This is a genomic window from Pantoea sp. GM_Pan_4 (genome assembly GCF_026541005.1).
In the GTDB taxonomy this organism is placed as follows: Bacteria; Pseudomonadota; Gammaproteobacteria; order Enterobacterales; family Enterobacteriaceae; genus Pantoea; species Pantoea dispersa.
Genome location: NZ_JALNUZ010000021.1, coordinates 1 through 26,133, shown reverse-complemented (window position 1 = coordinate 26,133; position 26,133 = coordinate 1). Strand labels below are relative to the sequence as shown.

At 56.2% G+C, this 26,133-nt stretch carries 22 protein-coding genes and 1 riboswitch; of the genes, 16 read left to right on the top strand and 6 right to left on the bottom strand.

Annotation, left to right across the window (positions count from 1 at the left end):
- From OXR61_RS22965 to rpoC, 9 genes are all read left to right on the top strand, one after another.
- Positions 1–429: EF-Tu/IF-2/RF-3 family GTPase (locus OXR61_RS22965; protein WP_346733073.1), on the top strand; the 429-nt coding region annotated here is incomplete at its 5' end.
- Between the two features lie 227 nt (positions 430–656).
- A complete protein-coding gene (gene secE, locus OXR61_RS22960; RefSeq protein WP_021508209.1) occupies positions 657–1,040 on the top strand; it encodes a preprotein translocase subunit SecE in 384 nt (127 codons plus the stop codon).
- 1 nt (position 1,041) lies between these two features.
- Complete coding sequence (gene nusG / locus OXR61_RS22955; RefSeq protein WP_010616908.1) at positions 1,042–1,587, top strand: transcription termination/antitermination protein NusG; 546 nt, start codon at positions 1,042–1,044, stop codon at positions 1,585–1,587.
- 147 nt (positions 1,588–1,734) lie between these two features.
- A complete protein-coding gene (rplK, locus tag OXR61_RS22950; RefSeq protein ID WP_013507401.1) occupies positions 1,735–2,163 on the top strand; it encodes a 50S ribosomal protein L11 in 429 nt (142 codons plus the stop codon).
- A gap of 3 nt (positions 2,164–2,166) precedes the next feature.
- Positions 2,167–2,871 (top strand): 50S ribosomal protein L1, encoded by a 705-nt coding sequence (gene rplA, locus OXR61_RS22945; protein WP_021508208.1) that lies wholly within the window; start codon positions 2,167–2,169, stop codon positions 2,869–2,871.
- 347 nt (positions 2,872–3,218) lie between these two features.
- Positions 3,219–3,716: a 50S ribosomal protein L10 gene (rplJ, locus tag OXR61_RS22940; protein ID WP_021508207.1), complete on the top strand. Its 498-nt coding sequence runs from the start codon at positions 3,219–3,221 to the stop codon at positions 3,714–3,716.
- A 66-nt stretch (positions 3,717–3,782) separates the two neighbouring features.
- On the top strand, positions 3,783–4,148 hold the full coding sequence (gene rplL / locus OXR61_RS22935; RefSeq protein ID WP_021508206.1) for a 50S ribosomal protein L7/L12: 366 nt from the start codon (positions 3,783–3,785) through the stop codon (positions 4,146–4,148).
- A gap of 326 nt (positions 4,149–4,474) precedes the next feature.
- The gene (rpoB, locus tag OXR61_RS22930) at positions 4,475–8,503 is read left to right on the top strand and encodes a DNA-directed RNA polymerase subunit beta (protein ID WP_021508205.1); all 4,029 of its coding nucleotides are present in this window, start codon (positions 4,475–4,477) and stop codon (positions 8,501–8,503) included.
- 72 nt (positions 8,504–8,575) lie between these two features.
- Positions 8,576–12,799: a DNA-directed RNA polymerase subunit beta' gene (gene rpoC, locus OXR61_RS22925; RefSeq protein WP_021508204.1), complete on the top strand. Its 4,224-nt coding sequence runs from the start codon at positions 8,576–8,578 to the stop codon at positions 12,797–12,799.
- Between the two features lie 66 nt (positions 12,800–12,865).
- On the opposite strand, the gene OXR61_RS22920 is transcribed toward rpoC, so the two are convergent.
- Complete coding sequence (locus tag OXR61_RS22920; protein WP_058769981.1) at positions 12,866–13,051, bottom strand: DUF1127 domain-containing protein; 186 nt, start codon at positions 13,049–13,051, stop codon at positions 12,866–12,868.
- Between the two features lie 175 nt (positions 13,052–13,226).
- Here OXR61_RS22920 and OXR61_RS22915 point away from each other — a divergent pair, with 175 nt between their 5' ends.
- A complete protein-coding gene (locus tag OXR61_RS22915; protein WP_021508202.1) occupies positions 13,227–14,681 on the top strand; it encodes a PLP-dependent aminotransferase family protein in 1,455 nt (484 codons plus the stop codon).
- A 162-nt stretch (positions 14,682–14,843) separates the two neighbouring features.
- Here OXR61_RS22915 and thiE read toward each other — a convergent pair whose 3' ends face one another.
- From thiE to OXR61_RS22900, 3 genes are all read right to left on the bottom strand, one after another.
- Positions 14,844–15,491 (bottom strand): thiamine phosphate synthase, encoded by a 648-nt coding sequence (thiE, locus tag OXR61_RS22910; RefSeq protein ID WP_267412569.1) that lies wholly within the window; start codon positions 15,489–15,491, stop codon positions 14,844–14,846.
- Positions 15,491–17,413 (bottom strand): phosphomethylpyrimidine synthase ThiC, encoded by a 1,923-nt coding sequence (gene thiC / locus OXR61_RS22905; protein ID WP_267412566.1) that lies wholly within the window; start codon positions 17,411–17,413, stop codon positions 15,491–15,493. Before thiC ends, thiE begins: the two co-directional genes overlap by 1 nt.
- Positions 17,414–17,503: 90 nt before the next feature.
- Positions 17,504–17,604, bottom strand: a riboswitch (TPP riboswitch).
- Between the two features lie 152 nt (positions 17,605–17,756).
- Positions 17,757–18,263 (bottom strand): Rsd/AlgQ family anti-sigma factor, encoded by a 507-nt coding sequence (locus tag OXR61_RS22900; protein ID WP_021508199.1) that lies wholly within the window; start codon positions 18,261–18,263, stop codon positions 17,757–17,759.
- Positions 18,264–18,351: 88 nt separating this feature from the next.
- Here OXR61_RS22900 and nudC point away from each other — a divergent pair, with 88 nt between their 5' ends.
- The 6 genes from nudC (at position 18,352) to OXR61_RS22870 (ending at position 22,751) form a co-directional block, all read left to right on the top strand.
- Positions 18,352–19,125 (top strand): NAD(+) diphosphatase, encoded by a 774-nt coding sequence (nudC, locus tag OXR61_RS22895; protein WP_021508198.1) that lies wholly within the window; start codon positions 18,352–18,354, stop codon positions 19,123–19,125.
- Positions 19,126–19,164: 39 nt separating this feature from the next.
- Positions 19,165–20,232 (top strand): uroporphyrinogen decarboxylase, encoded by a 1,068-nt coding sequence (hemE, locus tag OXR61_RS22890; RefSeq protein WP_267412565.1) that lies wholly within the window; start codon positions 19,165–19,167, stop codon positions 20,230–20,232.
- Positions 20,233–20,234: 2 nt separating this feature from the next.
- The gene (gene nfi / locus OXR61_RS22885) at positions 20,235–20,903 is read left to right on the top strand and encodes a deoxyribonuclease V (protein WP_021508196.1); all 669 of its coding nucleotides are present in this window, start codon (positions 20,235–20,237) and stop codon (positions 20,901–20,903) included.
- A gap of 62 nt (positions 20,904–20,965) precedes the next feature.
- The gene (locus OXR61_RS22880; RefSeq protein ID WP_031279834.1) at positions 20,966–21,556 is read left to right on the top strand and encodes a YjaG family protein; all 591 of its coding nucleotides are present in this window, start codon (positions 20,966–20,968) and stop codon (positions 21,554–21,556) included.
- A 188-nt stretch (positions 21,557–21,744) separates the two neighbouring features.
- A complete protein-coding gene (hupA, locus tag OXR61_RS22875; RefSeq protein ID WP_006121511.1) occupies positions 21,745–22,017 on the top strand; it encodes a nucleoid-associated protein HU-alpha in 273 nt (90 codons plus the stop codon).
- A gap of 68 nt (positions 22,018–22,085) precedes the next feature.
- Entirely contained in the window at positions 22,086–22,751 is a 666-nt protein-coding gene (locus OXR61_RS22870) for a DUF1481 domain-containing protein (protein WP_241799001.1), read from the top strand.
- 28 nt (positions 22,752–22,779) lie between these two features.
- On the opposite strand, the gene purD is transcribed toward OXR61_RS22870, so the two are convergent.
- Together purD and purH are read right to left on the bottom strand one after the other, a co-directional pair.
- Positions 22,780–24,060 carry a phosphoribosylamine--glycine ligase gene (gene purD, locus OXR61_RS22865; RefSeq protein ID WP_021508193.1) on the bottom strand — a complete coding sequence of 427 codons (1,281 nt, stop codon included), beginning with the start codon at positions 24,058–24,060 and terminating at the stop codon, positions 22,780–22,782.
- An 18-nt stretch (positions 24,061–24,078) separates the two neighbouring features.
- A complete protein-coding gene (gene purH / locus OXR61_RS22860; protein WP_241799002.1) occupies positions 24,079–25,668 on the bottom strand; it encodes a bifunctional phosphoribosylaminoimidazolecarboxamide formyltransferase/IMP cyclohydrolase in 1,590 nt (529 codons plus the stop codon).
- Positions 25,669–26,133 lie beyond the last annotated feature (465 nt).

Sequence of the window (26,133 nt, the reverse complement as noted above, 5' to 3'; positions counted from 1 at the left end):
AAGTCTACCTGTACCGGTGTTGAAATGTTCCGCAAACTGCTGGACCAGGGTCAGGCAGGCGAGAACTGTGGTGTTCTGCTGCGCGGTATCAAGCGTGAAGAGATCCAGCGTGGTCAGGTTCTGGCTAAGCCAGGTACCATCAAGCCACACACCCAGTTCGAGTCAGAAGTTTACGTTCTGTCTAAAGACGAAGGCGGCCGTCATACTCCGTTCTTCAAAGGCTACCGTCCACAGTTCTACTTCCGTACCACTGACGTAACCGGTTCAGTAGAGCTGCCAGAAGGCGTTGAGATGGTAATGCCAGGCGACAACATCAAAATGGTTGTTACCCTGATCCATCCAATCGCAATGGACGAAGGTCTGCGTTTCGCAATCCGCGAAGGCGGCCGTACCGTTGGCGCGGGCGTTGTTGCTAAAGTTATCGCGTAATAGCGATAATATTTGACGCAATGCACACGGAAAGGGCATCATTTGATGCCCTTTTTGTACGCTGTTAACCAGAACCTGGCTCATCAGTGATTTTCGATCATAATCATTGCTGAGACAGGCTCTGTATTACGGCGCTGGATACCGAGTTATGCCCAAAAGCGCATTCGGTTTGGATGCCTCGCTCTGCGGGGCAGAATAGTTTCTGAATTATTGTGGCAGGTTGGTTTATGAGTGCGAATACCGAAGCTCAAGGGAGCGGGCGCGGCCTGGAAGCGGTAAAGTGGGTAGTTGTGATCGCATTGCTGCTGGTAGCAATCGTCGGTAACTACCTGTATCGCGATGTGACACTGCCCTTACGCGCGCTGGCTGTCGTGGTGTTGATCGCTGCGGCGGGCGGCATTGCGTTGCTGACTACCAAAGGCAAAGCAACCGTGGCTTTTGCACGTGAAGCAAGAACCGAAATGCGTAAGGTCATCTGGCCAACTCGCCAGGAAACATTGCACACCACGTTAATCGTTGCCGCGGTCACTGCCGTGATGTCACTGATTTTGTGGGGGCTGGATGGTATTCTGGTCCGTCTGGTATCGTTTATCACTGGCCTGAGGTTCTGAGATGTCTGAAGCTCCAAAAAAACGCTGGTACGTCGTTCAGGCGTTTTCCGGTTTTGAAGCCCGCGTAGCCAAGTCGCTGCAAGAGCATATCAAACTGCACAACATGGAAGAACTGTTTGGCGAAGTCATGGTGCCGACTGAAGAAGTCGTGGAAATCCGTGGCGGCCAGCGTCGCAAAAGCGAACGCAAATTCTTCCCTGGTTACGTACTGGTCCAGATGGTGATGAATGACGCCAGCTGGCACTTAGTGCGCAGTGTACCGCGTGTAATGGGCTTCATTGGTGGTACCTCTGACCGTCCGGCACCGATCAGTGATAAAGAAGTGGATGCGATCATGAACCGCCTGCAGCAGGTGGGTGATAAGCCGCGTCCGAAAACGCTGTTCGAGCCAGGCGAGATGGTGCGTGTCAACGACGGCCCGTTTGCCGACTTCAACGGTGTGGTCGAAGAAGTGGATTACGAGAAGAGCCGCCTGAAGGTTTCTGTTTCTATCTTCGGCCGTGCAACGCCGGTTGAACTCGACTTTGCTCAGGTGGAGAAAGGCTAAGCCTTTTGTTCACTTTTTAGCTCTTGCGGAAGGCGCGAAATTTACCTATAATTTCGCGCCTTTTGTTTTTATGCGCTGGCAACAGCGTGTAAATCGTTATCACGGGGAGCCTGTTCGCCAGGCGCTATACCCAATAGAGGAAATATCATGGCCAAGAAAGTACAAGCCTACGTCAAGCTGCAGGTTGCAGCTGGTATGGCTAACCCGAGCCCACCAGTTGGTCCGGCTCTGGGTCAGCAGGGTGTTAACATCATGGAATTCTGTAAAGCGTTCAACGCCAAAACAGAATCACTGGAAAAGGGTCTGCCTACTCCAGTAGTTATCACCGTATACAGCGACCGTTCTTTCACCTTCGTTACCAAAACGCCTCCGGCTGCCGTTCTGCTGAAAAAAGCAGCAGGCATCAAGTCTGGTTCTGGTAAGCCGAACAAAGATAAAGTCGGTAAAGTAACTCGTGCTCAGGTACGTGAAATCGCAGAAACCAAAGCTGCGGACATGACTGGTGCTGACGTAGAAGCGATGACTCGCTCTATCGAAGGTACTGCTCGTTCCATGGGCCTGGTAGTGGAGGACTAAGAAATGGCTAAGCTGACCAAGCGCATGCGCGTGATCCGTGACAAAGTTGATGCGACTAAACAGTATGACATCAACGAAGCTGTTGCTCTGCTGAAAGAACTGGCTACCGCTAAATTCGTAGAGAGCGTGGACGTTGCTGTTAACCTCGGCATCGATGCACGTAAATCTGACCAGAACGTACGCGGCGCGACCGTTCTGCCACACGGTACTGGTCGTTCAGTACGTGTTGCCGTCTTTACCCAGGGCGCAAACGCTGAAGCTGCTAAAGCAGCTGGCGCTGAGCTGGTAGGTATGGAAGACCTGGCTGATCAGATCAAGAAAGGCGAAATGAACTTTGACGTTGTTATTGCTTCTCCGGATGCAATGCGCGTTGTTGGCCAGCTGGGCCAGGTTCTGGGCCCACGTGGTCTGATGCCAAACCCGAAAGTTGGTACCGTAACTCCTAACGTTGCTGAAGCTGTGAAAAACGCTAAAGCGGGTCAGGTTCGTTACCGTAACGACAAAAACGGCATCATCCACACCACCATCGGTAAAGTGGACTTCGATGCTGACAAACTGAAAGAAAACCTGGAATCTCTGCTGGTTGCGCTGAAAAAAGCTAAACCTGCTCAGGCGAAAGGCGTGTACATCAAGAAAGTCAGCATCTCTACCACCATGGGCGCCGGCGTTGCCGTTGACCAGGCTGGTCTGAACGCAGCAGCAAACTAATTGCTGCTTGTAACGGGCGAAAAATTCATCTAGAATCTTACGCCCGTTGTTCTGGTTGATCCGTCAATTCAGAACCCAAATTCATAGTCGCGGAGTGCACAGGTCTAAACACCTTGTCATTCAGCGACTAAGGTTGGAGCCAGGCCTGATCCTGGCCTCCGTCCAAGACCGCAGGAGCAGAACCTCTTCGGAAGTGATGCTTAATATCCTGCGTAGACGGTGACAGAACCAAAAAGAATTTTTTCTTCACTGGATTCTGCTCACCGTGTAACGCGCTTACGGCCTTCGGGTGTGTAAGTGAAGTGAGTTCCGGGAAATTTTCCCGGTCAAATCCAGGAGCAAAGCTAATGGCATTAAATCTTCAAGGCAAACAAGCAATTGTTGCTGAAGTTAGCGAAGTAGCCAAAGGCGCGCTTTCAGCGGTTGTTGCGGATTCCCGTGGCGTTACCGTTGATAAAATGACTGAACTGCGTAAAGCAGGTCGTGAAGCTGGCGTCTACATGCGTGTTGTTCGTAACACCCTGCTGCGCCGCGTCGTTGAAGGTACTCCATTCGAGTGCCTGAAAGACACGTTTGTTGGTCCGACCCTGATTGCATACTCTATGGAACACCCGGGCGCTGCTGCTCGTCTGTTCAAAGAGTTCGCGAAAGCGAATGCAAACTTTGAGGTCAAAGCTGCAGCCTTTGAAGGTGAGCTGATCCCGGCGGCACAAATTGACCGTCTGGCAACGCTGCCGACTTACGAAGAAGCACTGGCACGTCTGATGTCGACCATGAAAGAAGCTGCTGCTGGCAAGCTGGTCCGCACTCTGGCTGCTGTTCGCGACGCGAAAGAAGCGGCTTAAGGCCAGATTCTTTTTCTTCGTACTTGCTAACGTATAAACTTTTACTGATTCTTAGGAACAATTGTCATGTCTATCACTAAAGATCAAATCCTGGAAGCCGTTGCAGCTATGTCCGTAATGGAAGTAGTTGAGCTGGTTTCTGCTATGGAAGAAAAATTCGGCGTTTCTGCTGCTGCTGCTGTCGCTGTTGCTGCTGGCCCGGCTGAAGCTGTTGAAGAGAAAACTGAATTCGACGTTATCCTGAAAGCTGCTGGCGCGAACAAAGTTGCTGTAATCAAAGCCGTTCGTGGCGCAACTGGTCTGGGCCTGAAAGAAGCTAAAGACCTGGTTGAAGCTGCTCCAGCTGCAATCAAAGAAGGCATCAGCAAAGACGACGCAGCTGCACTTGAAGCTGCTCTGAAAGAAGCTGGCGCTGAAGTTGAAGTTAAGTAAGACAACCCTCGGGTTGCAGTCTGCGTAAACAGACTGATGGCTGGTGACTTTTTGGTCACCAGCCTTTTTGCGCTACAGGGGAACGATGGCGTTTCGCACTGTTTGTCCATTGTTCCTCTTCAATATCTTTTTCTATCGACGACTTAATATACCGCTTTCCTGTGAGGGTTCCCTGCCTGCGCAACGGCGATGAAATGATTTAAGAGTGATAGAAAGATGTATTGCATGGGGTGCCGCGCATCGCATGAAAAACAAAATAGTGTTGCATGAACTGTCCCTTCAGGACGGACAGCGTGGGTCGACTTGTCAGCTAGCTGAGGAACCCTATGGTTTACTCCTATACCGAGAAAAAACGTATTCGTAAGGATTTTGGTAAACGTCCACAAGTACTGGATGTGCCTTATCTCCTTTCTATCCAGCTTGACTCGTTCCAGAAGTTTATCGAGCAAGATCCAGAAGGCCAGTACGGTCTGGAAGCAGCCTTCCGTTCCGTGTTCCCAATCGCGAGCTACAGCGGCAACTCTGAGTTGCAGTATGTCAGCTACCGTCTGGGTGAGCCGGTGTTTGACGTGACAGAATGTCAGATCCGTGGCGTGACGTACTCCGCACCGCTGCGCGTTAAACTGCGTCTGGTGATCTACGAGCGCGAAGCGCCGGAAGGCACCGTAAAAGACATCAAAGAACAAGAAGTGTACATGGGCGAAATTCCGCTCATGACCGACAACGGTACCTTTGTCATCAACGGTACTGAGCGTGTTATCGTTTCTCAGCTGCATCGTAGTCCTGGCGTATTCTTTGACAGCGATAAGGGTAAAACGCACTCTTCCGGTAAAGTGCTGTATAACGCACGTATCATCCCTTACCGCGGTTCATGGCTCGACTTCGAGTTTGACCCGAAAGACAACCTGTTCGTCCGTATTGACCGTCGTCGTAAGCTGCCGGCCAGTATCATCCTGCGCGCGCTGGATTACACCACTGAGCAGATTCTCGATCTGTTCTTCGAAAAAGTGGTCTTTGAAATCCGCGACAACAAACTGCAGATGGAACTGGTGCCTGAGCGCCTGCGTGGTGAAACCGCCTCCTTCGATATCGAAGCCAACGGCACGGTCTACGTTGAGAAAGGTCGTCGCATCACTGCGCGCCACATCCGTCAGCTGGAAAAAGACAACATTCAGCACATCGAAGTGCCGGTCGAGTACATCGCGGGCAAAGTGGTCGCGAAAGATTACATCGATCTGAACACCGGTGAGCTGATCGTGCCGGCGAACATGGAGCTGTCACTGGATCTGCTGGCGAAACTGAGCCAGTCCGGTCACAAGCGCATCGAAACCCTGTTCACCAACGACCTGGATCACGGCCCGTACATTTCTGAGACGCTGCGCGTTGACCCAACCAACGACCGCCTGAGCGCGCTGGTTGAGATCTACCGCATGATGCGTCCTGGCGAGCCGCCAACGCGTGAAGCCGCAGAAAACCTGTTCGAGAACCTGTTCTTCTCCGAAGATCGTTACGATCTGTCGGCCGTTGGCCGCATGAAGTTCAACCGTTCTCTGCTGCGTGACGAGATCGAAGGTTCCGGTATCCTGAGCAAAGACGACATCATTGAAGTGATGAAGAAGCTCATCGGTATCCGTAACGGTATTGGCGAAGTGGATGATATCGACCACCTCGGCAACCGTCGTATCCGTTCGGTCGGCGAAATGGCGGAAAACCAGTTCCGTGTTGGCCTGGTGCGTGTAGAGCGCGCCGTGAAAGAGCGTCTGTCTCTGGGCGACCTCGACACGCTGATGCCACAGGACATGATCAACGCCAAGCCAATTTCGGCCGCGGTGAAAGAGTTCTTTGGTTCCAGCCAGCTGTCCCAGTTTATGGACCAGAACAACCCGCTGTCTGAGATTACGCACAAACGTCGTATCTCTGCTCTGGGCCCAGGCGGTCTGACCCGTGAACGCGCCGGCTTCGAAGTGCGTGACGTACACCCGACTCACTACGGTCGCGTATGTCCAATCGAAACCCCGGAAGGTCCGAACATCGGTCTGATCAACTCACTCTCTGTTTACGCGCAGACTAACGAATACGGCTTCCTCGAAACGCCGTACCGCCGCGTGGTTGACGGTAAAGTGAGTGATGAAATTCATTACCTCTCTGCTATCGAAGAGGGTAACTACGTTATCGCTCAGGCGAACACCAACCTCGCCGATGACGGCAGCTTTGTTGACGATCTCGTCACCTGCCGTAGCAAAGGTGAATCGAGCCTGTTCAGCCGCGATCAGGTTGACTACATGGACGTTTCCACCCAGCAGGTGGTTTCTGTCGGTGCGTCACTGATCCCGTTCCTGGAGCACGATGATGCTAACCGCGCCCTGATGGGTGCGAACATGCAACGTCAGGCTGTACCTACCCTGCGTGCTGATAAGCCGCTGGTTGGTACCGGTATGGAACGTGCTGTTGCGGTCGACTCCGGTGTAACTGCCGTCGCGAAACGTGGTGGTACCGTGCAGTACGTCGATGCGTCACGTATCGTTATCAAAGTTAACGAAGACGAGATGTATCCGGGCGAAGCAGGTATCGATATCTACAACCTGACCAAGTACACCCGTTCTAACCAGAACACCTGCATCAACCAGATGCCGTGTGTTTCTCTGGGTGAACCTATCGAGCGTGGCGACGTGCTGGCTGACGGCCCGTCTACCGACCTCGGTGAGCTGGCGCTGGGTCAGAACATGCGCGTGGCGTTCATGCCATGGAACGGTTACAACTTCGAAGACTCCATCCTCGTTTCTGAGCGTGTCGTACAGGAAGACCGTTTCACCACCATCCACATTCAGGAACTGGCTTGCGTGTCGCGTGACACCAAACTGGGGCCGGAAGAGATCACCGCTGACATCCCGAACGTGGGTGAAGCTGCGCTCTCCAAACTGGATGAATCCGGCATCGTGTATATCGGTGCGGAAGTGACCGGTGGCGACATTCTGGTAGGCAAGGTGACGCCGAAAGGTGAAACCCAGCTGACGCCAGAAGAGAAACTGCTGCGTGCAATCTTCGGTGAAAAAGCCTCTGACGTGAAAGACTCGTCACTGCGCGTGCCGAACGGCGTTTCCGGTACGGTTATCGACGTACAGGTCTTTACCCGCGATGGCGTAGAAAAAGACAAGCGCGCGCTGGAAATCGAAGAGATGCAGCTGAAGCAGGCGAAAAAAGACCTGTCTGAAGAACTGCAGATCCTCGAAGCGGGCCTGTTCAGCCGTATCCAGGCCGTCCTGATTTCAGGTGGCGTGGAAGCGGAGAAACTGGACAAGCTGCCACGCGAGCGCTGGCTGGAACTCGGTCTGACCGACGAAGAGAAGCAGAACGCGCTGGAGCAGCTGGCTGAGCAGTATGACGAGCTGAAGCACGAGTTTGAGAAGAAACTCGAAGCGAAGCGTCGCAAGATCACCCAGGGCGACGATCTGGCACCGGGCGTGCTGAAAATCGTCAAGGTGTATCTGGCCGTTAAGCGTCAGATTCAGCCTGGTGACAAAATGGCGGGTCGTCACGGTAACAAAGGTGTTATCTCGAAGATCAACCCAATCGAAGACATGCCATACGATGAGAACGGTACGCCGGTCGACATCGTACTGAACCCGCTGGGCGTACCATCGCGTATGAACATCGGTCAGATTCTGGAAACCCACCTGGGTATGGCGGCGAAAGGCATTGGTGAGAAGATCAATGCGATGCTGAAGAAGCAGGAAGAAGTCGCCAAACTGCGTGAGTTTATCCAGCGTGCTTACGATCTGGGCACCGATGTGCGTCAGAAAGTTGACCTGAACACCTTCTCGGACGACGAAGTGCTGCGTCTGGCAGAGAACCTGAAAAAAGGTATGCCAATCGCGACGCCAGTGTTCGACGGTGCGAAAGAGAGCGAAATCAAAGAGCTGCTGCAGCTCGGCGGTCTGCCTTCTTCCGGTCAGATCACCCTGTTCGACGGCCGTACCGGTGAGCAGTTTGAGCGTCAGGTAACCGTAGGTTACATGTACATGCTGAAACTGAACCACCTGGTCGACGACAAGATGCACGCCCGTTCTACCGGCTCTTACAGCCTGGTTACGCAGCAGCCGCTGGGTGGTAAGGCGCAGTTCGGTGGTCAGCGCTTCGGTGAGATGGAAGTGTGGGCACTGGAAGCATACGGTGCCGCGTATACCCTGCAGGAAATGCTTACCGTTAAGTCTGATGACGTCAACGGCCGTACCAAGATGTATAAAAACATCGTTGACGGCAACCATCAGATGGAACCGGGCATGCCGGAATCCTTCAACGTACTGTTGAAAGAGATTCGCTCGCTGGGTATCAACATCGAGCTGGAAGACGAGTAAGCACTCGCAAGTACTGGTTATGGGACGCGCCTGGCGCGTCCCTGAGAGTTCCACTCCGACGGGAGCTAATCCGTGAAAGACTTACTTAAGTTTCTGAAAGCGCAAACTAAAACCGAAGAGTTTGATGCGATCAAAATTGCGCTGGCCTCGCCAGACATGATCCGTTCCTGGTCTTTCGGTGAAGTTAAAAAGCCGGAAACCATTAACTACCGTACCTTCAAGCCGGAGCGTGACGGTCTTTTCTGTGCCCGTATTTTCGGACCGGTAAAAGATTACGAATGCCTGTGCGGTAAGTACAAGCGTCTGAAACACCGTGGCGTGATCTGTGAGAAGTGTGGCGTTGAAGTCACGCAGACCAAAGTGCGTCGTGAGCGTATGGGCCACATCGAGCTGGCTTCGCCGACCGCGCACATCTGGTTCCTGAAATCACTGCCATCCCGCATCGGTTTGCTGCTGGATATGCCGCTGCGTGATATCGAGCGCGTGCTGTACTTCGAATCTTATGTTGTGGTCGAAGGCGGCATGACCAACCTGGAAAAACGTCAGATTCTGACTGAAGAGCAGTACCTTGACGCGCTGGAAGAGTTCGGTGACGAATTCGACGCGAAGATGGGTGCGGAAGCTATCCAGGCGCTGCTGAAAAATATGGATCTGGAGCAGGAGTGCGAGCAGCTGCGTGAAGAGCTGAACGAAACCAACTCTGAGACCAAACGTAAAAAGCTGACCAAGCGTATCAAGCTGCTGGAAGCGTTCGTGCAGTCTGGCAACAAGCCAGAGTGGATGATCCTGACCGTTCTGCCGGTACTGCCGCCAGATCTGCGTCCGCTGGTACCGCTGGACGGCGGTCGTTTCGCTACGTCGGATCTGAACGATCTGTATCGTCGCGTGATCAACCGTAACAACCGTCTGAAGCGTCTGCTGGATCTGGCTGCGCCAGATATCATCGTACGTAACGAAAAACGTATGCTGCAGGAAGCGGTAGATGCCCTGCTGGATAACGGCCGTCGCGGTCGTGCCATCACCGGCTCTAACAAACGTCCTCTGAAATCTTTGGCCGACATGATCAAAGGTAAGCAGGGTCGTTTCCGTCAGAACCTGCTGGGTAAACGTGTTGACTACTCCGGTCGTTCGGTTATCACCGTCGGTCCATACCTGCGTCTGCATCAGTGCGGTCTGCCGAAGAAAATGGCACTGGAGCTGTTCAAACCGTTCATCTACGGCAAGCTGGAACTGCGTGGCCTCGCGACCACCATTAAAGCGGCCAAGAAAATGGTTGAGCGCGAAGAAGCGGTCGTCTGGGATATCCTGGATGAAGTGATTCGCGAACACCCGGTACTGCTGAACCGTGCACCAACCCTGCACCGTCTGGGTATCCAGGCGTTTGAACCGGTGCTGATCGAAGGTAAAGCGATCCAGCTGCACCCGCTGGTGTGTGCGGCGTATAACGCCGACTTCGATGGTGACCAGATGGCTGTTCACGTACCGCTGACGCTGGAAGCCCAGCTGGAAGCGCGTGCGCTGATGATGTCTACCAACAACATTCTGTCTCCAGCGAACGGCGAGCCAATCATCGTTCCTTCACAGGACGTTGTTCTGGGTCTGTACTACATGACCCGCGACAAAGTGAACGCCAAAGGCGAAGGCATGGTACTGACCGGCCCGAAAGAAGCTGAGCGTGTTTATCGCGCTGGCCAGGCCGAGCTGCATGCACGCGTTAAAGTGCGTATCACTGAATACAGCAAAAATGAGCAGGAAGAGCTCGTTGCGAAAACCAGCCTGATCGACACCACCATTGGTCGTGCGATCCTGTGGATGATCGTACCGAAAGGTCTGCCTTACTCCATCGTCAACCAGGCGCTGGGTAAGAAAGCGATCTCTAAGATGCTGAACACCTGTTACCGCATCCTGGGCCTGAAGCCGACCGTTATCTTTGCTGACCAGACCATGTACACCGGCTTTGCCTATGCAGCCCGTTCAGGTGCCTCAGTAGGTATCGACGACATGGTGATTCCTGCCAAGAAAGCAGAAATCATTGCAGAAGCCGAAGCGGAAGTGGCCGAGATCCAGGAGCAGTTCCAGTCTGGTCTGGTTACCGCGGGCGAACGTTACAACAAAGTCATCGATATCTGGGCTGCGGCTAACGAACGCGTATCCAAAGCGATGATGGATAACCTGCAGACCGAAACCGTGATCAACCGTCACGGCGAAGAAGAGCAGCAGGTTTCGTTCAACAGCATCTACATGATGGCCGACTCCGGTGCGCGTGGTTCTGCGGCACAGATTCGTCAGCTGGCAGGTATGCGTGGTCTGATGGCGAAGCCAGATGGCTCCATCATTGAGACGCCGATCACCGCGAACTTCCGTGAAGGTCTGAACGTACTCCAGTACTTCATCTCGACCCACGGTGCGCGTAAAGGTCTGGCCGATACCGCACTGAAAACGGCGAACTCCGGTTACCTGACCCGTCGTCTGGTAGACGTGGCGCAGGACCTGGTAGTCACCGAAGACGACTGTGGCACATTCGAAGGCATCATGATGACCCCGGTCATCGAAGGTGGCGACGTTAAAGAGCCGCTGCGTGAGCGTGTACTGGGGCGTGTGACGGCAGAAGACGTGCTGAAGCCGGGTACTGCGGACATCCTGATCCCGCGTAACACCCTGATCGATGAGCACTGGTGTGACGTGGTTGAACTGAACTCCGTGGACGCGATTAAAGTGCGTTCCGTGGTGAGCTGTGAAACCGACTTCGGTGTGTGTGCACACTGCTACGGTCGCGATCTGGCACGTGGTCACATCATCAACAAAGGTGAGGCCATCGGCGTTATCGCAGCACAGTCCATCGGTGAGCCGGGTACCCAGCTGACCATGCGTACCTTCCACATCGGTGGTGCGGCATCGCGTGCAGCAGCTGAATCCAGCATTCAGGTGAAGAACAAAGGTACTATCAAGCTGACCAACGCCAAGTCAGTAACCAACTCCTCCGGGAAGCTGGTTATCGTCTCGCGTAACGTTGAGCTGAAGATGATCGACGAGTTCGGTCGTACCAAAGAGAGCTATAAAGTGCCTTACGGTGCGGTCATGGCGAAAGGTGATGGCGAGCAGGTTGCCGCGGGCGAAACCGTTGCAAACTGGGATCCACACACCATGCCGGTTATCACCGAAGTGGGCGGTTTCATCCGCTTCACCGACATGATCGACGGTCAGACCATTACCCGTCAGACTGACGACCTGACCGGTCTGTCATCGCTGGTGGTACTGGATTCTGCAGAGCGTACTGCGGGCGGTAAAGACCTGCGTCCGGCACTGAAAATCGTTGATGCCAACGGCAACGATGTACTGATCCCGGGCACCGACATGCCGGCACAGTACTTCCTGCCAGGTAAAGCGATTGTGCAGCTGGAAGATGGCGTGAAGATCAGCTCGGGTGATACCCTGGCGCGTGTTCCGCAGGAATCTGGCGGTACCAAGGACATCACCGGTGGTCTGCCACGCGTTGCCGACCTGTTCGAAGCGCGTCGTCCGAAAGAGCCAGCTATCCTGGCGGAGATCAGCGGTATCATCTCCTTCGGTAAAGAGACCAAAGGCAAGCGTCGTCTGGTGATCACGCCGGTTGACGGTAGCGATCCGTATGAAGAGATGATTCCGAAATGGCGTCAGCTCAACGTATTCGAAGGTGAACGTGTAGAACGTGGTGACGTCGTATCTGACGGCCCAGAGTCTCCGCACGACATCCTGCGTCTGCGTGGCGTCCATGCTGTGACCCGTTACATCACTAACGAAGTGCAGGAAGTTTACCGCCTGCAGGGCGTTAAGATTAACGATAAGCACATCGAAGTCATCGTGCGTCAGATGCTGCGTAAAGCAACCATCATGAACGCGGGTAGCTCGGAGTTCCTGGAAGGCGAGCAGGCGGAAGTCTCTCGTATCAAGATCTCCAACCGCGATCTGGAAGCGAACGGCAAAATCGGCGCGACGTACATGCGTGACCTGCTGGGTATCACCAAAGCCTCGCTGGCAACCGAATCGTTCATCTCTGCGGCATCGTTCCAGGAGACCACCCGTGTCCTGACCGAAGCAGCGGTAGCAGGCAAGCGCGACGAACTGCGCGGCCTGAAAGAGAACGTTATCGTGGGTCGTCTGATCCCGGCCGGTACCGGTTATGCTTACCACCAGGATCGTATGCGTCGCCGTCAGGCGGGTGAAGCACCGGTTGCACCGCAGGTGACTGCGGATGAAGCCTCTGCCAGCCTCGCTGAGCTGCTGAACGCTGGTCTGGGCGGTAGCGACGACGAATAATCGTCTGCTCTGCTGACCATGAAAAAACCCTGCCTCGGCAGGGTTTTTTTTCGTCTGAAATCCGCGTTATTTCTGGTTAATATCCTGACGCGTCAGCCCGATGTCACGCAGCTGCGCATCACTCAGGTGCGAAAGAATCTCCCGCGTTTCCCGTCTGGCCTGCCAGCGTTTTATCGCGCGCACGCCGCCACGAAAGATATCGAGTAAGGTCACGCTGAACGGTTTTGCCGCCCGGTTCTGATCGAATTCCATAATCCCAGCCCTCAGTATGATGTCTGAACGACATTTTCCCTCTGATGGCGAATGCAATACAGATTCAAAAATCACTTATCTTTAACATACAGATTGCGCCCGTACCGATCTGAATGGTAGAAATAGGCGTCATCTGTACTGTTTTTTGATCACCGTTAACGCAGCGAGGCACACAATGACGCGCTATCAACATCTGGCCTGTCTGCTTTCAGACCGTATCGAGCAGGGGCTGTATCGCAGCGGCGAACGCTTGCCCTCGGTGCGTACGCTCAGCATTGAGCACGGCGTCAGCATCAGCACCGTGCAGCAGGCTTATCATCTGCTGGAAGAGAAGCAGCTGATCGTGCCGCAGCCGCGTTCCGGCTATTTTGTCGCCACCCGTAAAGCCACGCCGCCGGTGCCGGCGATGACCCGGCCCGTGCAGCGTCCGGTTGAGATCACCCAGTGGGAATCGGTGCTGGAACTGCTGAGCAGCCGCATTAATGGCGACGTGCTGCAGCTGGGCAGCGGCATGCCGGACCTGACCCAGCCGACGCTCAAGCCGCTGTGGAAAATCATGGGCCGCATGGCGCAGAAGCAGGACATTGATCAGCTCAACTATGACAGCCTGCTCGGCGTGGCAGCGCTGCGCGAGCAGATTGCGCGGCTGACAATTGACAGCGGCTGTCAGCTGACGGCGGAAGAAATTGTCATCACCACCGGTTGCCATGAAGCGCTGTCGGTGTCGATTCGCGCCGTGTGCGAGCCAGGCGATATCATTGCCGTTGAGTCGCCGGCGTTTCACGGCACCATGCAGACACTGCGCGGTCTGGGCATTCGCGCCATTGAAATCCCTACCGATGCGGTCAGCGGGATCAGCCTTGAGGCGCTGGAGCTGGCGTTTGAGCAGTGGCCAATCAAAGCGGTGGTGGTGGTACCCAACTGCAATAACCCGCTCGGATTTATCATGCCGGAAACGCGTAAGCGCGCGCTGCTGACGCTGGCGCAGCGCTTTGACGCGGCGATCATTGAAGATGATGTTTACGGCGAGCTGGCGTGGGAGTATCCGCGTCCGATCACCATCAAATCGCTGGATATGGATGGCCGCGTGCTGCTGTGCAGTTCGTTTTCCAAAACCCTGGCGCCCGGCTTGCGCGTGGGCTGGGTCGCGCCGGGACGCTATCGCGATCGCGTACTGCACATGAAATATATTGGCACCGGTTCGACGGCAACGCAGCCGCAGTATGCGGTCGCGGAGTTTATTCGTCAGGGCCATTACCTGCCGCATTTGCGCCGCATGCGCCAGGTGTATCAGCGTAACTATGAGACGTTTAGCTGCTGGGTGCGCCACTATTTTCCCTGCGGCATTTGCGTCTCGCGGCCGCAGGGCAGTTTTCTGATGTGGATTGAGCTGCCGGAAGCCTTCGATGCGGTGCGGCTGAATGCGGAGCTGCGGGAGCTGAAAATCCAGGTGGCGGTCGGTTCGCTGTTTTCGGCGGCGGGTAAATATCGCAACTGCCTGCGCCTCAATTATGGTCTGCCAATGAATGAGCAAACCGAGCAGGCGATTGCCAGCCTTGGCGCAGCCGTGGAGCGTGCCATGCAGGCCTGCAGTGCCGAAACGCGCCATATCACCTCCCTGACAGAATAACGGTGGAAAGGCAGGGCCGGACAGAGAGTCGGGGAAGCCAGCCCTGGCCCGCTGCAAGCGACAGCGGGCAGGCTCACTTTAGCGATTGTCCCCGGTCGCGCCAGCCCTGACTGCTGCCGTTTGCGCGCCGTATTCGCGGATTTTTAGCGCCGTTGCAGTCAGTTACAACGCTTTTGCGACATGCTCTGGGGATTCTACCAGCGCCAGCAGCTGGCGGGTGGCCGTCTGCCAGTCTTCCGCCTGGGTAATCGCGCTGACCACGGCAATGCTGCCGACACCGGTCGCCAGCACCTCCGGCACGCGTGCCAGCGAAATGCCGCCAATCGCCACGGTGGGGATATGCTGCAGCCGCGCCAGATGGCGCTCCAGCTCGGCTATGCCCTGTGGCGCAGAGGGCATCTCTTTGGTTTGTGTAGGAAAGATGTGGCCGAGCGCAATATAGGACGGACGCAGCGCCAGCGCGCGATCCAGCTCGGCGTCATCGTGTGTCGACAGACCCAGGCGTAAGCCGGCGTGGCGGATAGCGTCCAGGTCGGCCACATCCAGATCCTCCTGACCAAGATGCACACCATAAGCGTTGTACTTAATCGCTAAGCGCCAGTAATCGTTGATAAACAGCCGCGCGCCGTACTGTTTGCCCAGGGCGATGGCATCGCGTACTGCGGCTTCAATCTGGCGATCATCGCCATCTTTGATGCGCAGCTGGAGGGTGCGCACGCCGGCTGCCAGCAGGCGTTCAATCCACAACACGCTGTCGACAACCGGATAGAGCCCCAGTTTTGGCGCGGTGGCAGGGAAGGCTTCAGTCATCATTTTTCCTCTTTCAGGGCATCGGCGGCGTGATACAGCTCGCCGCCACGGCTACGGAAGGCATCGGACATTTGCGCCATGCCCAGCGCTATCGGCTGGGCTTCAGCCTGCTGGCGGGCGGCAAATTCGCGCACTTCCTGGGTGATTTTCATTGAACAGAATTTGGGGCCGCACATGGAACAGAAGTGGGCCACTTTGCCGGATTCCTGCGGCAGGGTTTCGTCGTGATAGGCCCGCGCGGTATGCGGATCGAGTGCCAGATTAAACTGATCTTCCCAGCGGAACTCGAAGCGAGCTTTCGACATGGCGTTGTCGCGGATCTGCGCGCCGGGATGGCCTTTAGCCAGATCGGCAGCATGCGCGGCGATCTTGTAGGTAATCAGCCCCTGCTTAACATCCTCTTTATTCGGCAGGCCAAGGTGCTCTTTCGGCGTGACGCAGCACAGCATCGCGCAGCCAAACCAGCCGATCATGGCGGCGCCAATCCCGGAGGTGAAATGATCGTAGCCCGGCGCGATATCGGTCGTCAGCGGGCCCAGCGTATAAAACGGCGCTTCATGGCAGTGTTCCAGCTGCTCGGTCATATTGCGGCGGATCATCTGCATCGGCACGTGACCGGGGCCTTCAATCATGACCTGCACATCATATTGCCAGGCGATTTGCGTCAGCTCGCCTAAGGTACGCAGTTCGGCAAACTGGGCTTCGTCGTTGGCGTCCTGAATCGAGCCGGGACGTAAACCATCACCGAGCGACAGCGCGACATCATAGGTGGCGCAGATTTCACAGATTTCGCGGAAATGCTGGTAGAGGAAGTTTTCCTGGTGATGTGACAGGCACCACTTCGCCATGATGGAGCCGCCGCGCGACACGATGCCGGTCAGCCGTTGTGCAGTCATCGGCACATAGCGCAGCAGCACGCCCGCGTGAATGGTGAAGTAATCAACACCCTGCTCAGCCTGTTCCAGCAGGGTATCGCGGAAAATGTCCCAGTTAAGATCTTCTGCGATGCCGTTAACCTTTTCCAGCGCCTGATAGATTGGCACCGTGCCGATCGGCACCGGACTGTTGCGCAAAATCCACTCGCGCGTTTCATGGATATAGCGGCCGGTCGACAGATCCATCACGGTATCTGCCCCCCAGCGCGTGGCCCACACCAGTTTTTCCACTTCCTCTTCAATCGACGAACTTACCGCCGAGTTGCCGATGTTGGCGTTAACCTTTACCAGAAAATTGCGGCCGATAATCATCGGCTCTGATTCGGGGTGATTGATGTTGGCAGGAATGATGGCGCGGCCGCTGGCCACTTCAGCGCGCACGAATTCGGCGCTGATATTCTCTGGCAGCTGCGCACCAAAGCCGTGGCCGGCGTGCTGCTGCAACAGCGTTGCACTGCGGATACGCTCACGTCCCATGTTTTCGCGCAGCGCGATGAACTCCATCTCCGGCGTGATGATGCCCTGACGTGCATAGTGCAGCTGCGTGACGCGGCGACCCGCTTTGGCCCGGCGCGGCAGCGGCAGATGTTCAAAACGCAGATGATCCAGCCCGTCATCTGCCAGCCGCTGCTGACTGTAGCTTGAGCTGAGTGCGCTGATGGTTTCGCTGTCGTTGCGTTCGGCGATCCAGCCGGCGCGCAATTTTGCCAGACCCTGATGCACATTAATGGTCGCGTGGGGATCGCCATAGGCACCGGCAGTGTCATACACCGGCACCGGTTCATTTTCTGCGTATTGCGGATGATCTTTGCTGCCGCCGGTGTGCGTCGGGCTGAGCTGAATTTCGCGCATCGGGACGCGGATATCCGCGCGGCTGCCGCTGATCCAGATACGTTTTGAGTTAGGGAAGGCGGTTCCCTGGAGCGAATCGATAAATTTTTGCGCCTGCGCGCGTTGTTCACGACGTGAGGTTTTAGCATCAGACATAGCAAGTTTCCTGAAAACAAGGGGAAGCTGCTTGTCCGGAGTCCGGAAGGAGTAACAGAAACGGTGCGGGCGCCTGACTGCACCGTGCTGATCACATCTACTCTTGTTCCCTTCGCAGGTACTAACCTGATCAGGTTCCGCGGATCCCGAATTAACGGTCTCAGCCCCTAAGGGCACTCCGACAAGTTTACGTTTTACGCGATAAGCGACTTTACTGACTGCTGCACGCTGCGCTTATATCGCAAAGTTTGATTGTGGATTGTCGTTTAAAAAGACAATAAAAAAGCCCATTCAGCATAAAAGGGCTTTTCCTGAATAACAAGTCTTTTACAACTGCAGCGGTTCAGGCCGGACGAGCAATGGTGCTGTCATTGGCCACCGGCGGGCGCGCCAGCTGGTTATCCCAGGCGAGCTGAATCAGTTTGTCTTCCAGCGTAAAGCGTGACTCCAGCGCTTCGCCCACTTCTGACAGCGCCTGCTGGAAATCCACGCAGTTGTCGTCATTAATGGCCTGCTGCAGATGGCTGTCATACAGTTGCATCAGACGTTCAGTATTGCCTTCCAGCGCCGGATAGATCTGCGCCGCCGCAATCATCGGGCTGTCGCCGGACATCTCGCTGATGATGCGCTCGTAAACGCTGAAGTGGCCGGTAGAGAGATAGTCCACCAGACGATGGCAAAACGCATCCAGCGCCTGTTCATCCAGCGCGGTCAGCGCTTCTTTGTTCGGCTTCATGCCAATTAACTCGTAATAGGTGACGAGCAGTTGTCGACGGGCGCGCAACCATGAGTCGACTAATTCATTACCGCCACCTACACGCTCGGTCAGGTTATCTAACTGGGTAAGCATACGGGGCTCCAGGTGAGTTATAGTTGTTTATTACACACTTAACATCAGGATTTCAGCGTGCCATTTGACGCTAAGGACAACGATTAAGATGCAACGTGAGATCTCAAGCGTAGACGCTGGCTGGTGGATTGTCAGCTCCGCGCAGAAACTTTGGTTGCCGCAAGGCGAGTTGCCGCATGGCTTATCCGGCGAGTTTGGCCTGACCGGCAGCAGCGGCAGAGTGATTGGCGAGTGGCAGGGCGAAAACGTCTGGCTGGTATGCGAAGCGCGTCCGGACAATATGGCCTCGGTGCGCCAGCTGATTGACGAAGATGTCGGTCTGTTTCAGCTCGCCGGGCGCGGCGTGCAGCTGGCTGAGTTCTACCGTTCGCATCGCTGGTGCGGCTATTGCGGCCATGAAATGCAGCACAGCAAGCGCGAATTTGCCTGCCTGTGCAGCCACTGCCGCGAGCGCTACTATCCGCAAATCGCCCCCTGCATCATTGTGGCGATTCGTCGCGGTGAGGAGATCCTGCTGGCAAACCATGCGCGCCATCGCAACAGCATCTACACCGTGCTGGCCGGGTTTGTCGAAGTCGGCGAAACGCTGGAGCAGGCGGTGGCCCGCGAGGTGATGGAAGAGAGCAACGTGCGGGTAAAAAATGTGCGTTACGTGACCTCGCAGCCGTGGCCGTTCCCGCACTCGCTGATGATGGCGTTCATGGCGGAGTACGATGGCGGCGAGCTGCAGCACGATGGTAAAGAGCTGCTGGATGCTGGCTGGTATCGCTACGACGATCTGCCCCTGTTGCCGCCGCCGGGCACCGTGGCGCGCCGGCTGATTGAAGATACGGTTGCGCTGTGTCGCGCCAGCGCGGCGTGAAAATGCTACACTGCCGGCCTTAGCATGAGAGAGCCCATTATGAGTGAACTGAAGAACGATCGTTATCTGCGCGCCCTGTTACGCCAGCCGGTGGATATCACCCCGGTATGGATGATGCGACAAGCCGGGCGTTACCTGCCGGAATACAAAGCCACGCGCGCTGAAGCCGGTGATTTTATGTCGCTGTGTAAGAACGCGGAGCTGGCGTGCGAAGTCACCCTGCAGCCGCTGCGCCGCTATGCGCTGGATGCCGCGATCCTCTTCAGCGATATCCTGACCATTCCGGATGCGATGGGTCTGGGGCTCTACTTTGAAACCGGCGAAGGCCCGCGTTTCTCCCGCCCCATCGCCTGCCGTGCCGATGTGGATAAACTACCGGTGCCGGATCCGGAGCAGGAGCTGGGTTACGTGATGAATGCGGTGCGCACCATCCGTCATAACCTCAAGGGCGAAGTGCCGCTGATCGGTTTCTCCGGCAGCCCGTGGACGCTGGCAACCTACATGGTAGAAGGCGGCAGCAGCAAGGCTTTCACCAAAATCAAGAAGATGATGTACGCCGAGCCGCAGACGCTGCACGCGCTGCTGGATAAGCTGGCAGAGAGCGTGATCCTTTACCTCAACGCGCAGATTAAAGCGGGTGCGCAGTCGGTGATGGTGTTTGATACCTGGGGCGGCGTGCTGACCGGGCGCGACTATCGCGAGTTTTCGCTCTATTACATGCACAAAATCGTCGATAGCGTGCTGCATGAGAACGAAGGACGACGCGTGCCCATCACCCTGTTTACCAAGGGCGGCGGCCAGTGGCTGGAAGAGATGGCGGCCACCGGCTGTGATGCGCTGGGCCTTGACTGGACCACCGATATTGGCGAAGCGCGGCGCCGCGTGGGCGATAAAGTCGCGCTGCAGGGCAACATGGATCCGTCTATGCTGTATGCACCCCCTGCACGAATTGAGCAGGAAGTGGCGGGGATTCTGGAAGGCTTTGGCGCAGGCGAAGGCCACGTCTTCAACCTCGGTCACGGGATTCATCAGGATGTTCCGCCAGAGCACGCTGGCGCGTTTGTGGAGGCGGTGCATCGGTTATCACGACCATATCATCAGGGATAAGCATGGATTTAGCCGCACTACGACAGCAACAGGTACAGCTCGCCGCCAGCGTGGTGCGGCAGGATGATTTTGACGTACTGCCGCCGCGCTTTATTGGCGGCGCCGATGTTGGTTTTGAACAGGGCGGCGAGGTAACGCGCGCCGCCCTGGTGATCCTCGAATACCCTTCATTAACGCTGGTGGAGCATCGCATCGCGCGTGTCGCGACCACCATGCCTTACATCCCCGGTTTTCTCTCGTTTCGCGAAATTCCAGCCCTGCAGGCGGCGTGGCAGCAATTGTCGCAGCGGCCCGATCTGCTGTTCGTCGACGGCCATGGCATCTCTCATCCACGCCGGCTGGGCGTTGCCGCGCATTTCGGCTCGCTGCTGGATGTGCCAACCATCGGCGTAGCGAAAAAGCGCCTGTGCGGCCGTTTCGCTGAGCTGGATGCGGCACCGGGCAGTCGTCAGCCGCTGATGGATAAAGGCGAGCAGATTGCCTGGGTGTGGCGCAGCAAGACGCGCTGCAACCCGCTGTTTGTCTCAACCGGCCACCGCGTCAGCCTCGACAGCGCCCTGTACTGGGTTGAAGCCTGCATGGCCGGCTACCGCTTGCCGGAGCCAACGCGCTGGGCCGATGCCGTGGCATCTGGCCGTCCCGCTTTTGTGAAGTGGCAAAATGCGCGCTAACGCTGTTTGTGCGCGGCTTTTGCGGTACACTGCCGCCAGCTAATCTACCGAGAGTAAGTTTGATGTTACAGAACCCCGTCCATTTGCGTCTGGCGAAGCTGGAAAGCTGGCAGCACATGACCTTTATGGCCTGTCTGTGCGAGCGGATGTTCCCCAATTACTGGGCCTTCTGTCAGCAGACCGAGTTTGCCGATCCGCAACTCTATCGCCGCATTCTCGACCTGGTGTGGGAAAGCCTGACGGTGAAGGATGCCAAAATCAATTTCGACAGCCAGCTGGAGAAACTGGAAGCGGCGATCCCAAACGGTGACGACTTTGACGTTTACGGCGTGCACCCGGCGATTGACGCCTGCGTGGCGCTGAGTGAACTCCTGCACGCGCAGCTGAGCGGTGAAACGCTGGAGCACGCCATCGAAGTCAGCCGCACGTCGATCACCACCGTGGCCATCCTCGAAATGACCCAGGCCGGTCGCGAAATGAGCGACGAAGAGCTGCGTGACAACCAGGCGGTAATTGACGAATGGGACCTGCAGTGGGAGATTTTTCGCCTGCTGGCAGAGTGCGAAGAACGGGACCTGGAGCTAATCAAAGGGCTACGTGCAGACCTGCGTGAAGCCGGAATCAGTAACATCGGTATAATTTTTCAGCAATAAGGCGAGAAAACGTGACTTCAGGCCCGAATTACCGCGCCTGGAGGCTTCACATCAGCCCCCTGTCTGGTCTACATTTGGGGGGCTGAAAATTGTGGCTATCGGTGCGTGCAGGCTGAAGAGTGCCAGAATATGGCTTTTCCCTCGCACTCGTTGCTTAGCAAGCGATAAATACACTTTAAGGATAACTTATGAACAAGACTCAACTGATTGATGTGATCGCAGAGAAAGCTGACCTGTCTAAAACCCAGGCTAAAGCTGCGCTGGAATCTACCCTGGCTGCGATCACTGAGTCTCTGAAAGAAGGTGATGCTGTACAACTGGTTGGTTTTGGTACTTTTAAAGTGAACCACCGCGCTGAGCGTACCGGTCGCAACCCGCAGACTGGCAAAGAGATCAAAATCGCTGCAGCTAACGTGCCAGCGTTCGTCTCTGGTAAAGCACTGAAAGACGCTGTTAAGTAAGTTTTCCGCATCGCGGTTTAGCTTTAAAAGAGGGGCGATTTCGCCCCTTTTTGTTACCGGGGCCTGCTATGCTGAACATCTCTCCTCAGCGCCTCTGCGCCATCCTCCTCGGGGTATTACTCACCGGCTGCAGTGCCACTCCCGATCTTCCGGCTTTCACCGCCAGCGGCTATCTGTCTGACCGTGGTACGGTGCGAATCTGGCGTAAAAACGGCGACCACGAAGCCGTCCATCTGCGTACTGTCTATACCCCTTTCAATGGCGATAGCCGGGAAACCACCGACTATATCTGGCAGGCGGATAAACTGCTGAGCGTGGAACGGCACGTCACTGGCCAGCAGCCGGACGACGTAACCCTGCGTTTCGACCATCAGGGCAACCTCAATTTTATGCAGCGACAGTTGGCTGGCCGGCGTGAAGCCGTCAGCGCCGACAGCGTCGAGCTGTACCGGTTTGACGCGCAGCGCATGCTGGCGCAGAGCAATGCACTGCTGAGTGGCCGGGTACTGTTGCGGCAGGGGCACTGGCAGGGCGGTACGCAGGTTCGTGACTGTGAGGGGCAGCAGGTGAATGTGGCGTTCGATCGCGACACGCTGGCGACGCTGTATCGACAGCAGCAGGGGCAGCAACAGCCGATTACCCTGTCGTGGCTGGAAGCGCCAGAGGGGATTCAGCTGCTGCGTGCCACGCCGGAAGATGAGTGCCGCTGGCAGCCGAAAGATGCCGATTTTTAGCGGCGACCGGCTGGCCGCCGCCGGGGGCTTACTTGCGGTTAATCGCGCGGTAACCGATATCATTACGGCAGAAGCTGCCGTTCCATGAGATGTGCTGCGCCAGCGCGTAGGCATTCTTCTGCGCTGCCGCCACATCTTCACCCAGCGCGGTCACGCACAGTACGCGACCGCCGCTGGTCACCACCAGATCATCTTTCAGGGTGGTGCCGGCATGGAATACCTTCCCGTCCGGTACGTCTTCCAGCGGCAGACCGTGGATCTGATCGCCCGTGTTGTAGTCGCCCGGATAACCGCCAGCGGCCAGCACCACGCCGAGTGACGGGCGCGGATCCCACTGTGACTGCTGCTGATCGAGCTTGCCGTCGACAGCGGCGAGGCACAGCGCGACCAGATCCGACTGCAGGCGCAGCATGATCGGCTGCGTTTCCGGATCGCCGAAGCGGCAGTTGAATTCGATCACCTTTGGCTGACCGGCTTTGTCGATCATCAGACCGGCATACAGGAAACCGGTGTAGGTGTTACCTTCCGCTTTCATGCCGTTGACGGTTGGCCAGATGATCTGATCCATCACGCGCTGGTGGATCTCATCGGTCACTACCGGTGCCGGTGAGTAAGCGCCCATGCCACCGGTGTTCGGGCCGGTGTCGCCGTCGCCAACACGTTTGTGATCCTGGCTGGTGGCCATTGGCAGGACGTTATCGCCGTCCACCATCACGATGAAGCTGGCTTCTTCACCATCAAGGAATTCTTCGATGACGATGCGGTGACCTGCGTCGCCGAACGCATTGCCGGCCAGCATATCCTGCACTGCCGCTTCTGCTTCGGCCAGCGTCATGGCGACGATGACGCCTTTACCCGCGGCCAGACCGTCCGCTTTGATGACGATCGGCGCACCTTTCTCACGCAGGTAAGCCAGCGCGGGTTCCACCTCGGTGAAGTTCTGGTATTCCGCCGTCGGGATCTGCTGGCGGGCAAGGAAATCTTTGGTGAAGGCTTTTGAGCCCTCCAGCTGCGCGGCCGCCTGCGTCGGGCCAAAGATTTTCAGGCCGGCAGCGCGAAACGCATCGACTACGCCAATCACCAGCGGCGCTTCCGGTCCGACGATGGTCAGGTCGATGTTTTCCTGCTGCGCAAACGCCAGCAGGGCCGGAATATCGGTGGCGCTGATGGCCACGTTCTGCAGGGCCGGCTCCAGCGCGGTACCGGCGTTGCCTGGCGCAACAAATACGGTTTCTGCCAGCGGCGACTGTGCTGCTTTCCACGCCAGCGCGTGTTCACGTCCACCATTACCAATCACTAAAATTTTCATCGTTACGGCTCCAGGCTATTAATGGCGGAAATGACGCATGTCAGTGAAGATCATCGCGATGCTGTGCTCGTCGGCGGCAGCAATAACTTCATCATCGCGAATGGAACCGCCCGGCTGGATCACACAGGTGATGCCCACTGCTGCTGCGGCATCAATGCCATCGCGGAACGGGAAGAAGGCGTCGGAAGCCATGGCGGAACCCTTCACCTCCAGTCCTTCGTCAGCGGCTTTGATGCCGGCAATTTTGGCAGAGTAAACGCGGCTCATCTGGCCCGCGCCAATACCGATCGTCATGTTGTCGCGTGCATACACAATGGCGTTGGATTTAACGAATTTCGCCACTTTCCAGCAGAACAGCGCGTCACGCAGTTCCTGTTCGGTTGGCTGACGCTGGCTGACAACGCGCAGCTGGCTGGCATCGACCATACCAAGATCGCGATCCTGAACCAGCAGGCCACCGTTGACGCGTTTGAAGTCGAGACCGGCCACACGGCTCTGCCACTGACCGCACACCAGAACGCGGACGTTCTGTTTGGCTGCGGTCACGCGCAGTGCCGCTTCACTGGCCGATGGCGCAATAATGACTTCCACGAACTGACGGCTGATGATCGCCTGCGCGGTCGCTTCATCCAGCTCACGGTTAAAGGCGATGATGCCGCCGAACGCCGAGGTCGGATCGGTTTTATAAGCGCGCTCGTAGGCGGCAAGAATTGAATCGCCTGCGGCGACGCCGCATGGGTTAGCGTGCTTGACGATAACGCAGGCTGGCTCGCTGAACTCCTTGACGCACTCCAGTGCCGCATCGGTATCGGCAATATTGTTGTAGGACAGCGCTTTGCCCTGCAGCTGCTGTGCGGTGGCGACCGACGCTTCGCTGACTTGCTCTTCAATATAGAAAGCAGCGTCCTGATGGCTGTTCTCGCCGTAACGCATATCCTGCTTTTTAATAAAGTTGAGGTTCAGGGTGCGCGGGAAGCGGCCGGCCGGCGCGGTGCTCTCGCCGTGATAGGCCGGTACCAGGCTGCCAAAGTAGTTGGCAATCATGCTGTCGTAAGCGGCGGTGTGTTCAAAGGCTTTGATGGCCAGATCGAAACGGGTTTCCAGCGTCAGGGAGTTTTCGTTGGCATCGAGCTCCGCGATGATCGCGTCGTAGTCACTGCTCTTTACCACGATCGCCACGTCTTTGTGGTTCTTGGCTGCCGAGCGCACCATGGTGGGGCCGCCGATATCAATGTTCTCAACGGCATCTTCCAGGCTGCAGTCGGCTTTCGCCACGGTCTGGGCAAAGGGATAGAGGTTCACCACCACCATGTCGATAGGATTGATGGCGTGCTCAGCCATGATGGCATCATCGGTGCCGCGACGGCCCAGAATGCCACCGTGCACTTTGGGGTGCAGCGTTTTGACGCGTCCATCCATCATTTCCGGGAAACCGGTGTAGTCAGAAACTTCCGTGACGGGCAGGCCGGCATCTGCCAGCAGGCGCGCGGTACCACCTGTGGAGAGCAGCTCAACACCACGATGGGAGAGGGCCTGAGCAAATTCGAGGATACCGGCTTTGTCAGAGACACTGAGCAGAGCGCGGCGTACAGGACGACGTTGTTGCATGGTGGTTTTATCCCTTGGCTTTGTTTCGCGTAAATAAGAGCGTTACATCAGGCTTAACTTTCTCTCTCTATATATAGAAGAGAACATTTACCTCAGGTAACGCCCCAAAAGGGGCATCCTTGACGTCGCGGGGCATTGTAGCGAAAACGTTTGCGCGATGCTCGCCTAAATTTATTACCGGCTGCAGATGTGGATAACTTTGTGTGTAACCGGGTATAAGGCGGGATTTTGCTGTGGAATGCAGCGAACGATTGTTTTTATTGAATTTAGCGGTTGCGCGTGCCGAACAACTCCCTATAATGCGCCTCCATCGACACGGCACAACGACTTACGGAATGCGGTGTAGACAGGAAGCTTCGTTAAGAACTTCCGCCGGAGAAAAACGCTGAAAAAAGTGTTTGACTCTGAAGGAGGAAAGCGTAATATACGCCACCTCGCGACAGCAGGCCGAGCGCCGCGTCGCAA

Excerpts from the sequence above, each read along its gene's own strand:
- OXR61_RS22900 (WP_021508199.1), bottom strand. The coding sequence starts at position 18,263 with ATGCTTACCCAGTTAGATAACCTGACCGAGCGTGTAGGTGGCGGTAAT.
- thiC (WP_267412566.1), bottom strand. The coding sequence starts at position 17,413 with ATGTCTGATGCTAAAACCTCACGTCGTGAACAACGCGCGCAGGCGCAA.
- rplJ (WP_021508207.1), top strand. The coding sequence starts at position 3,219 with ATGGCATTAAATCTTCAAGGCAAACAAGCAATTGTTGCTGAAGTTAGC.
- OXR61_RS22920 (WP_058769981.1), bottom strand. The coding sequence starts at position 13,051 with ATGGAATTCGATCAGAACCGGGCGGCAAAACCGTTCAGCGTGACCTTA.
- OXR61_RS22915 (WP_021508202.1), top strand. The coding sequence starts at position 13,227 with ATGACGCGCTATCAACATCTGGCCTGTCTGCTTTCAGACCGTATCGAG.
- OXR61_RS22870 (WP_241799001.1), top strand. The coding sequence starts at position 22,086 with ATGCTGAACATCTCTCCTCAGCGCCTCTGCGCCATCCTCCTCGGGGTA.
- OXR61_RS22880 (WP_031279834.1), top strand. The coding sequence starts at position 20,966 with ATGTTACAGAACCCCGTCCATTTGCGTCTGGCGAAGCTGGAAAGCTGG.
- rplL (WP_021508206.1), top strand. The coding sequence starts at position 3,783 with ATGTCTATCACTAAAGATCAAATCCTGGAAGCCGTTGCAGCTATGTCC.
- hupA (WP_006121511.1), top strand. The coding sequence starts at position 21,745 with ATGAACAAGACTCAACTGATTGATGTGATCGCAGAGAAAGCTGACCTG.
- hemE (WP_267412565.1), top strand. The coding sequence starts at position 19,165 with ATGAGTGAACTGAAGAACGATCGTTATCTGCGCGCCCTGTTACGCCAG.
- rpoB (WP_021508205.1), top strand. The coding sequence starts at position 4,475 with ATGGTTTACTCCTATACCGAGAAAAAACGTATTCGTAAGGATTTTGGT.
- thiE (WP_267412569.1), bottom strand. The coding sequence starts at position 15,491 with ATGACTGAAGCCTTCCCTGCCACCGCGCCAAAACTGGGGCTCTATCCG.
- purD (WP_021508193.1), bottom strand. The coding sequence starts at position 24,060 with ATGAAAATTTTAGTGATTGGTAATGGTGGACGTGAACACGCGCTGGCG.
- nfi (WP_021508196.1), top strand. The coding sequence starts at position 20,235 with ATGGATTTAGCCGCACTACGACAGCAACAGGTACAGCTCGCCGCCAGC.
- nusG (WP_010616908.1), top strand. The coding sequence starts at position 1,042 with ATGTCTGAAGCTCCAAAAAAACGCTGGTACGTCGTTCAGGCGTTTTCC.
- purH (WP_241799002.1), bottom strand. The coding sequence starts at position 25,668 with ATGCAACAACGTCGTCCTGTACGCCGCGCTCTGCTCAGTGTCTCTGAC.
- nudC (WP_021508198.1), top strand. The coding sequence starts at position 18,352 with ATGCAACGTGAGATCTCAAGCGTAGACGCTGGCTGGTGGATTGTCAGC.
- secE (WP_021508209.1), top strand. The coding sequence starts at position 657 with ATGAGTGCGAATACCGAAGCTCAAGGGAGCGGGCGCGGCCTGGAAGCG.
- rplA (WP_021508208.1), top strand. The coding sequence starts at position 2,167 with ATGGCTAAGCTGACCAAGCGCATGCGCGTGATCCGTGACAAAGTTGAT.
- rplK (WP_013507401.1), top strand. The coding sequence starts at position 1,735 with ATGGCCAAGAAAGTACAAGCCTACGTCAAGCTGCAGGTTGCAGCTGGT.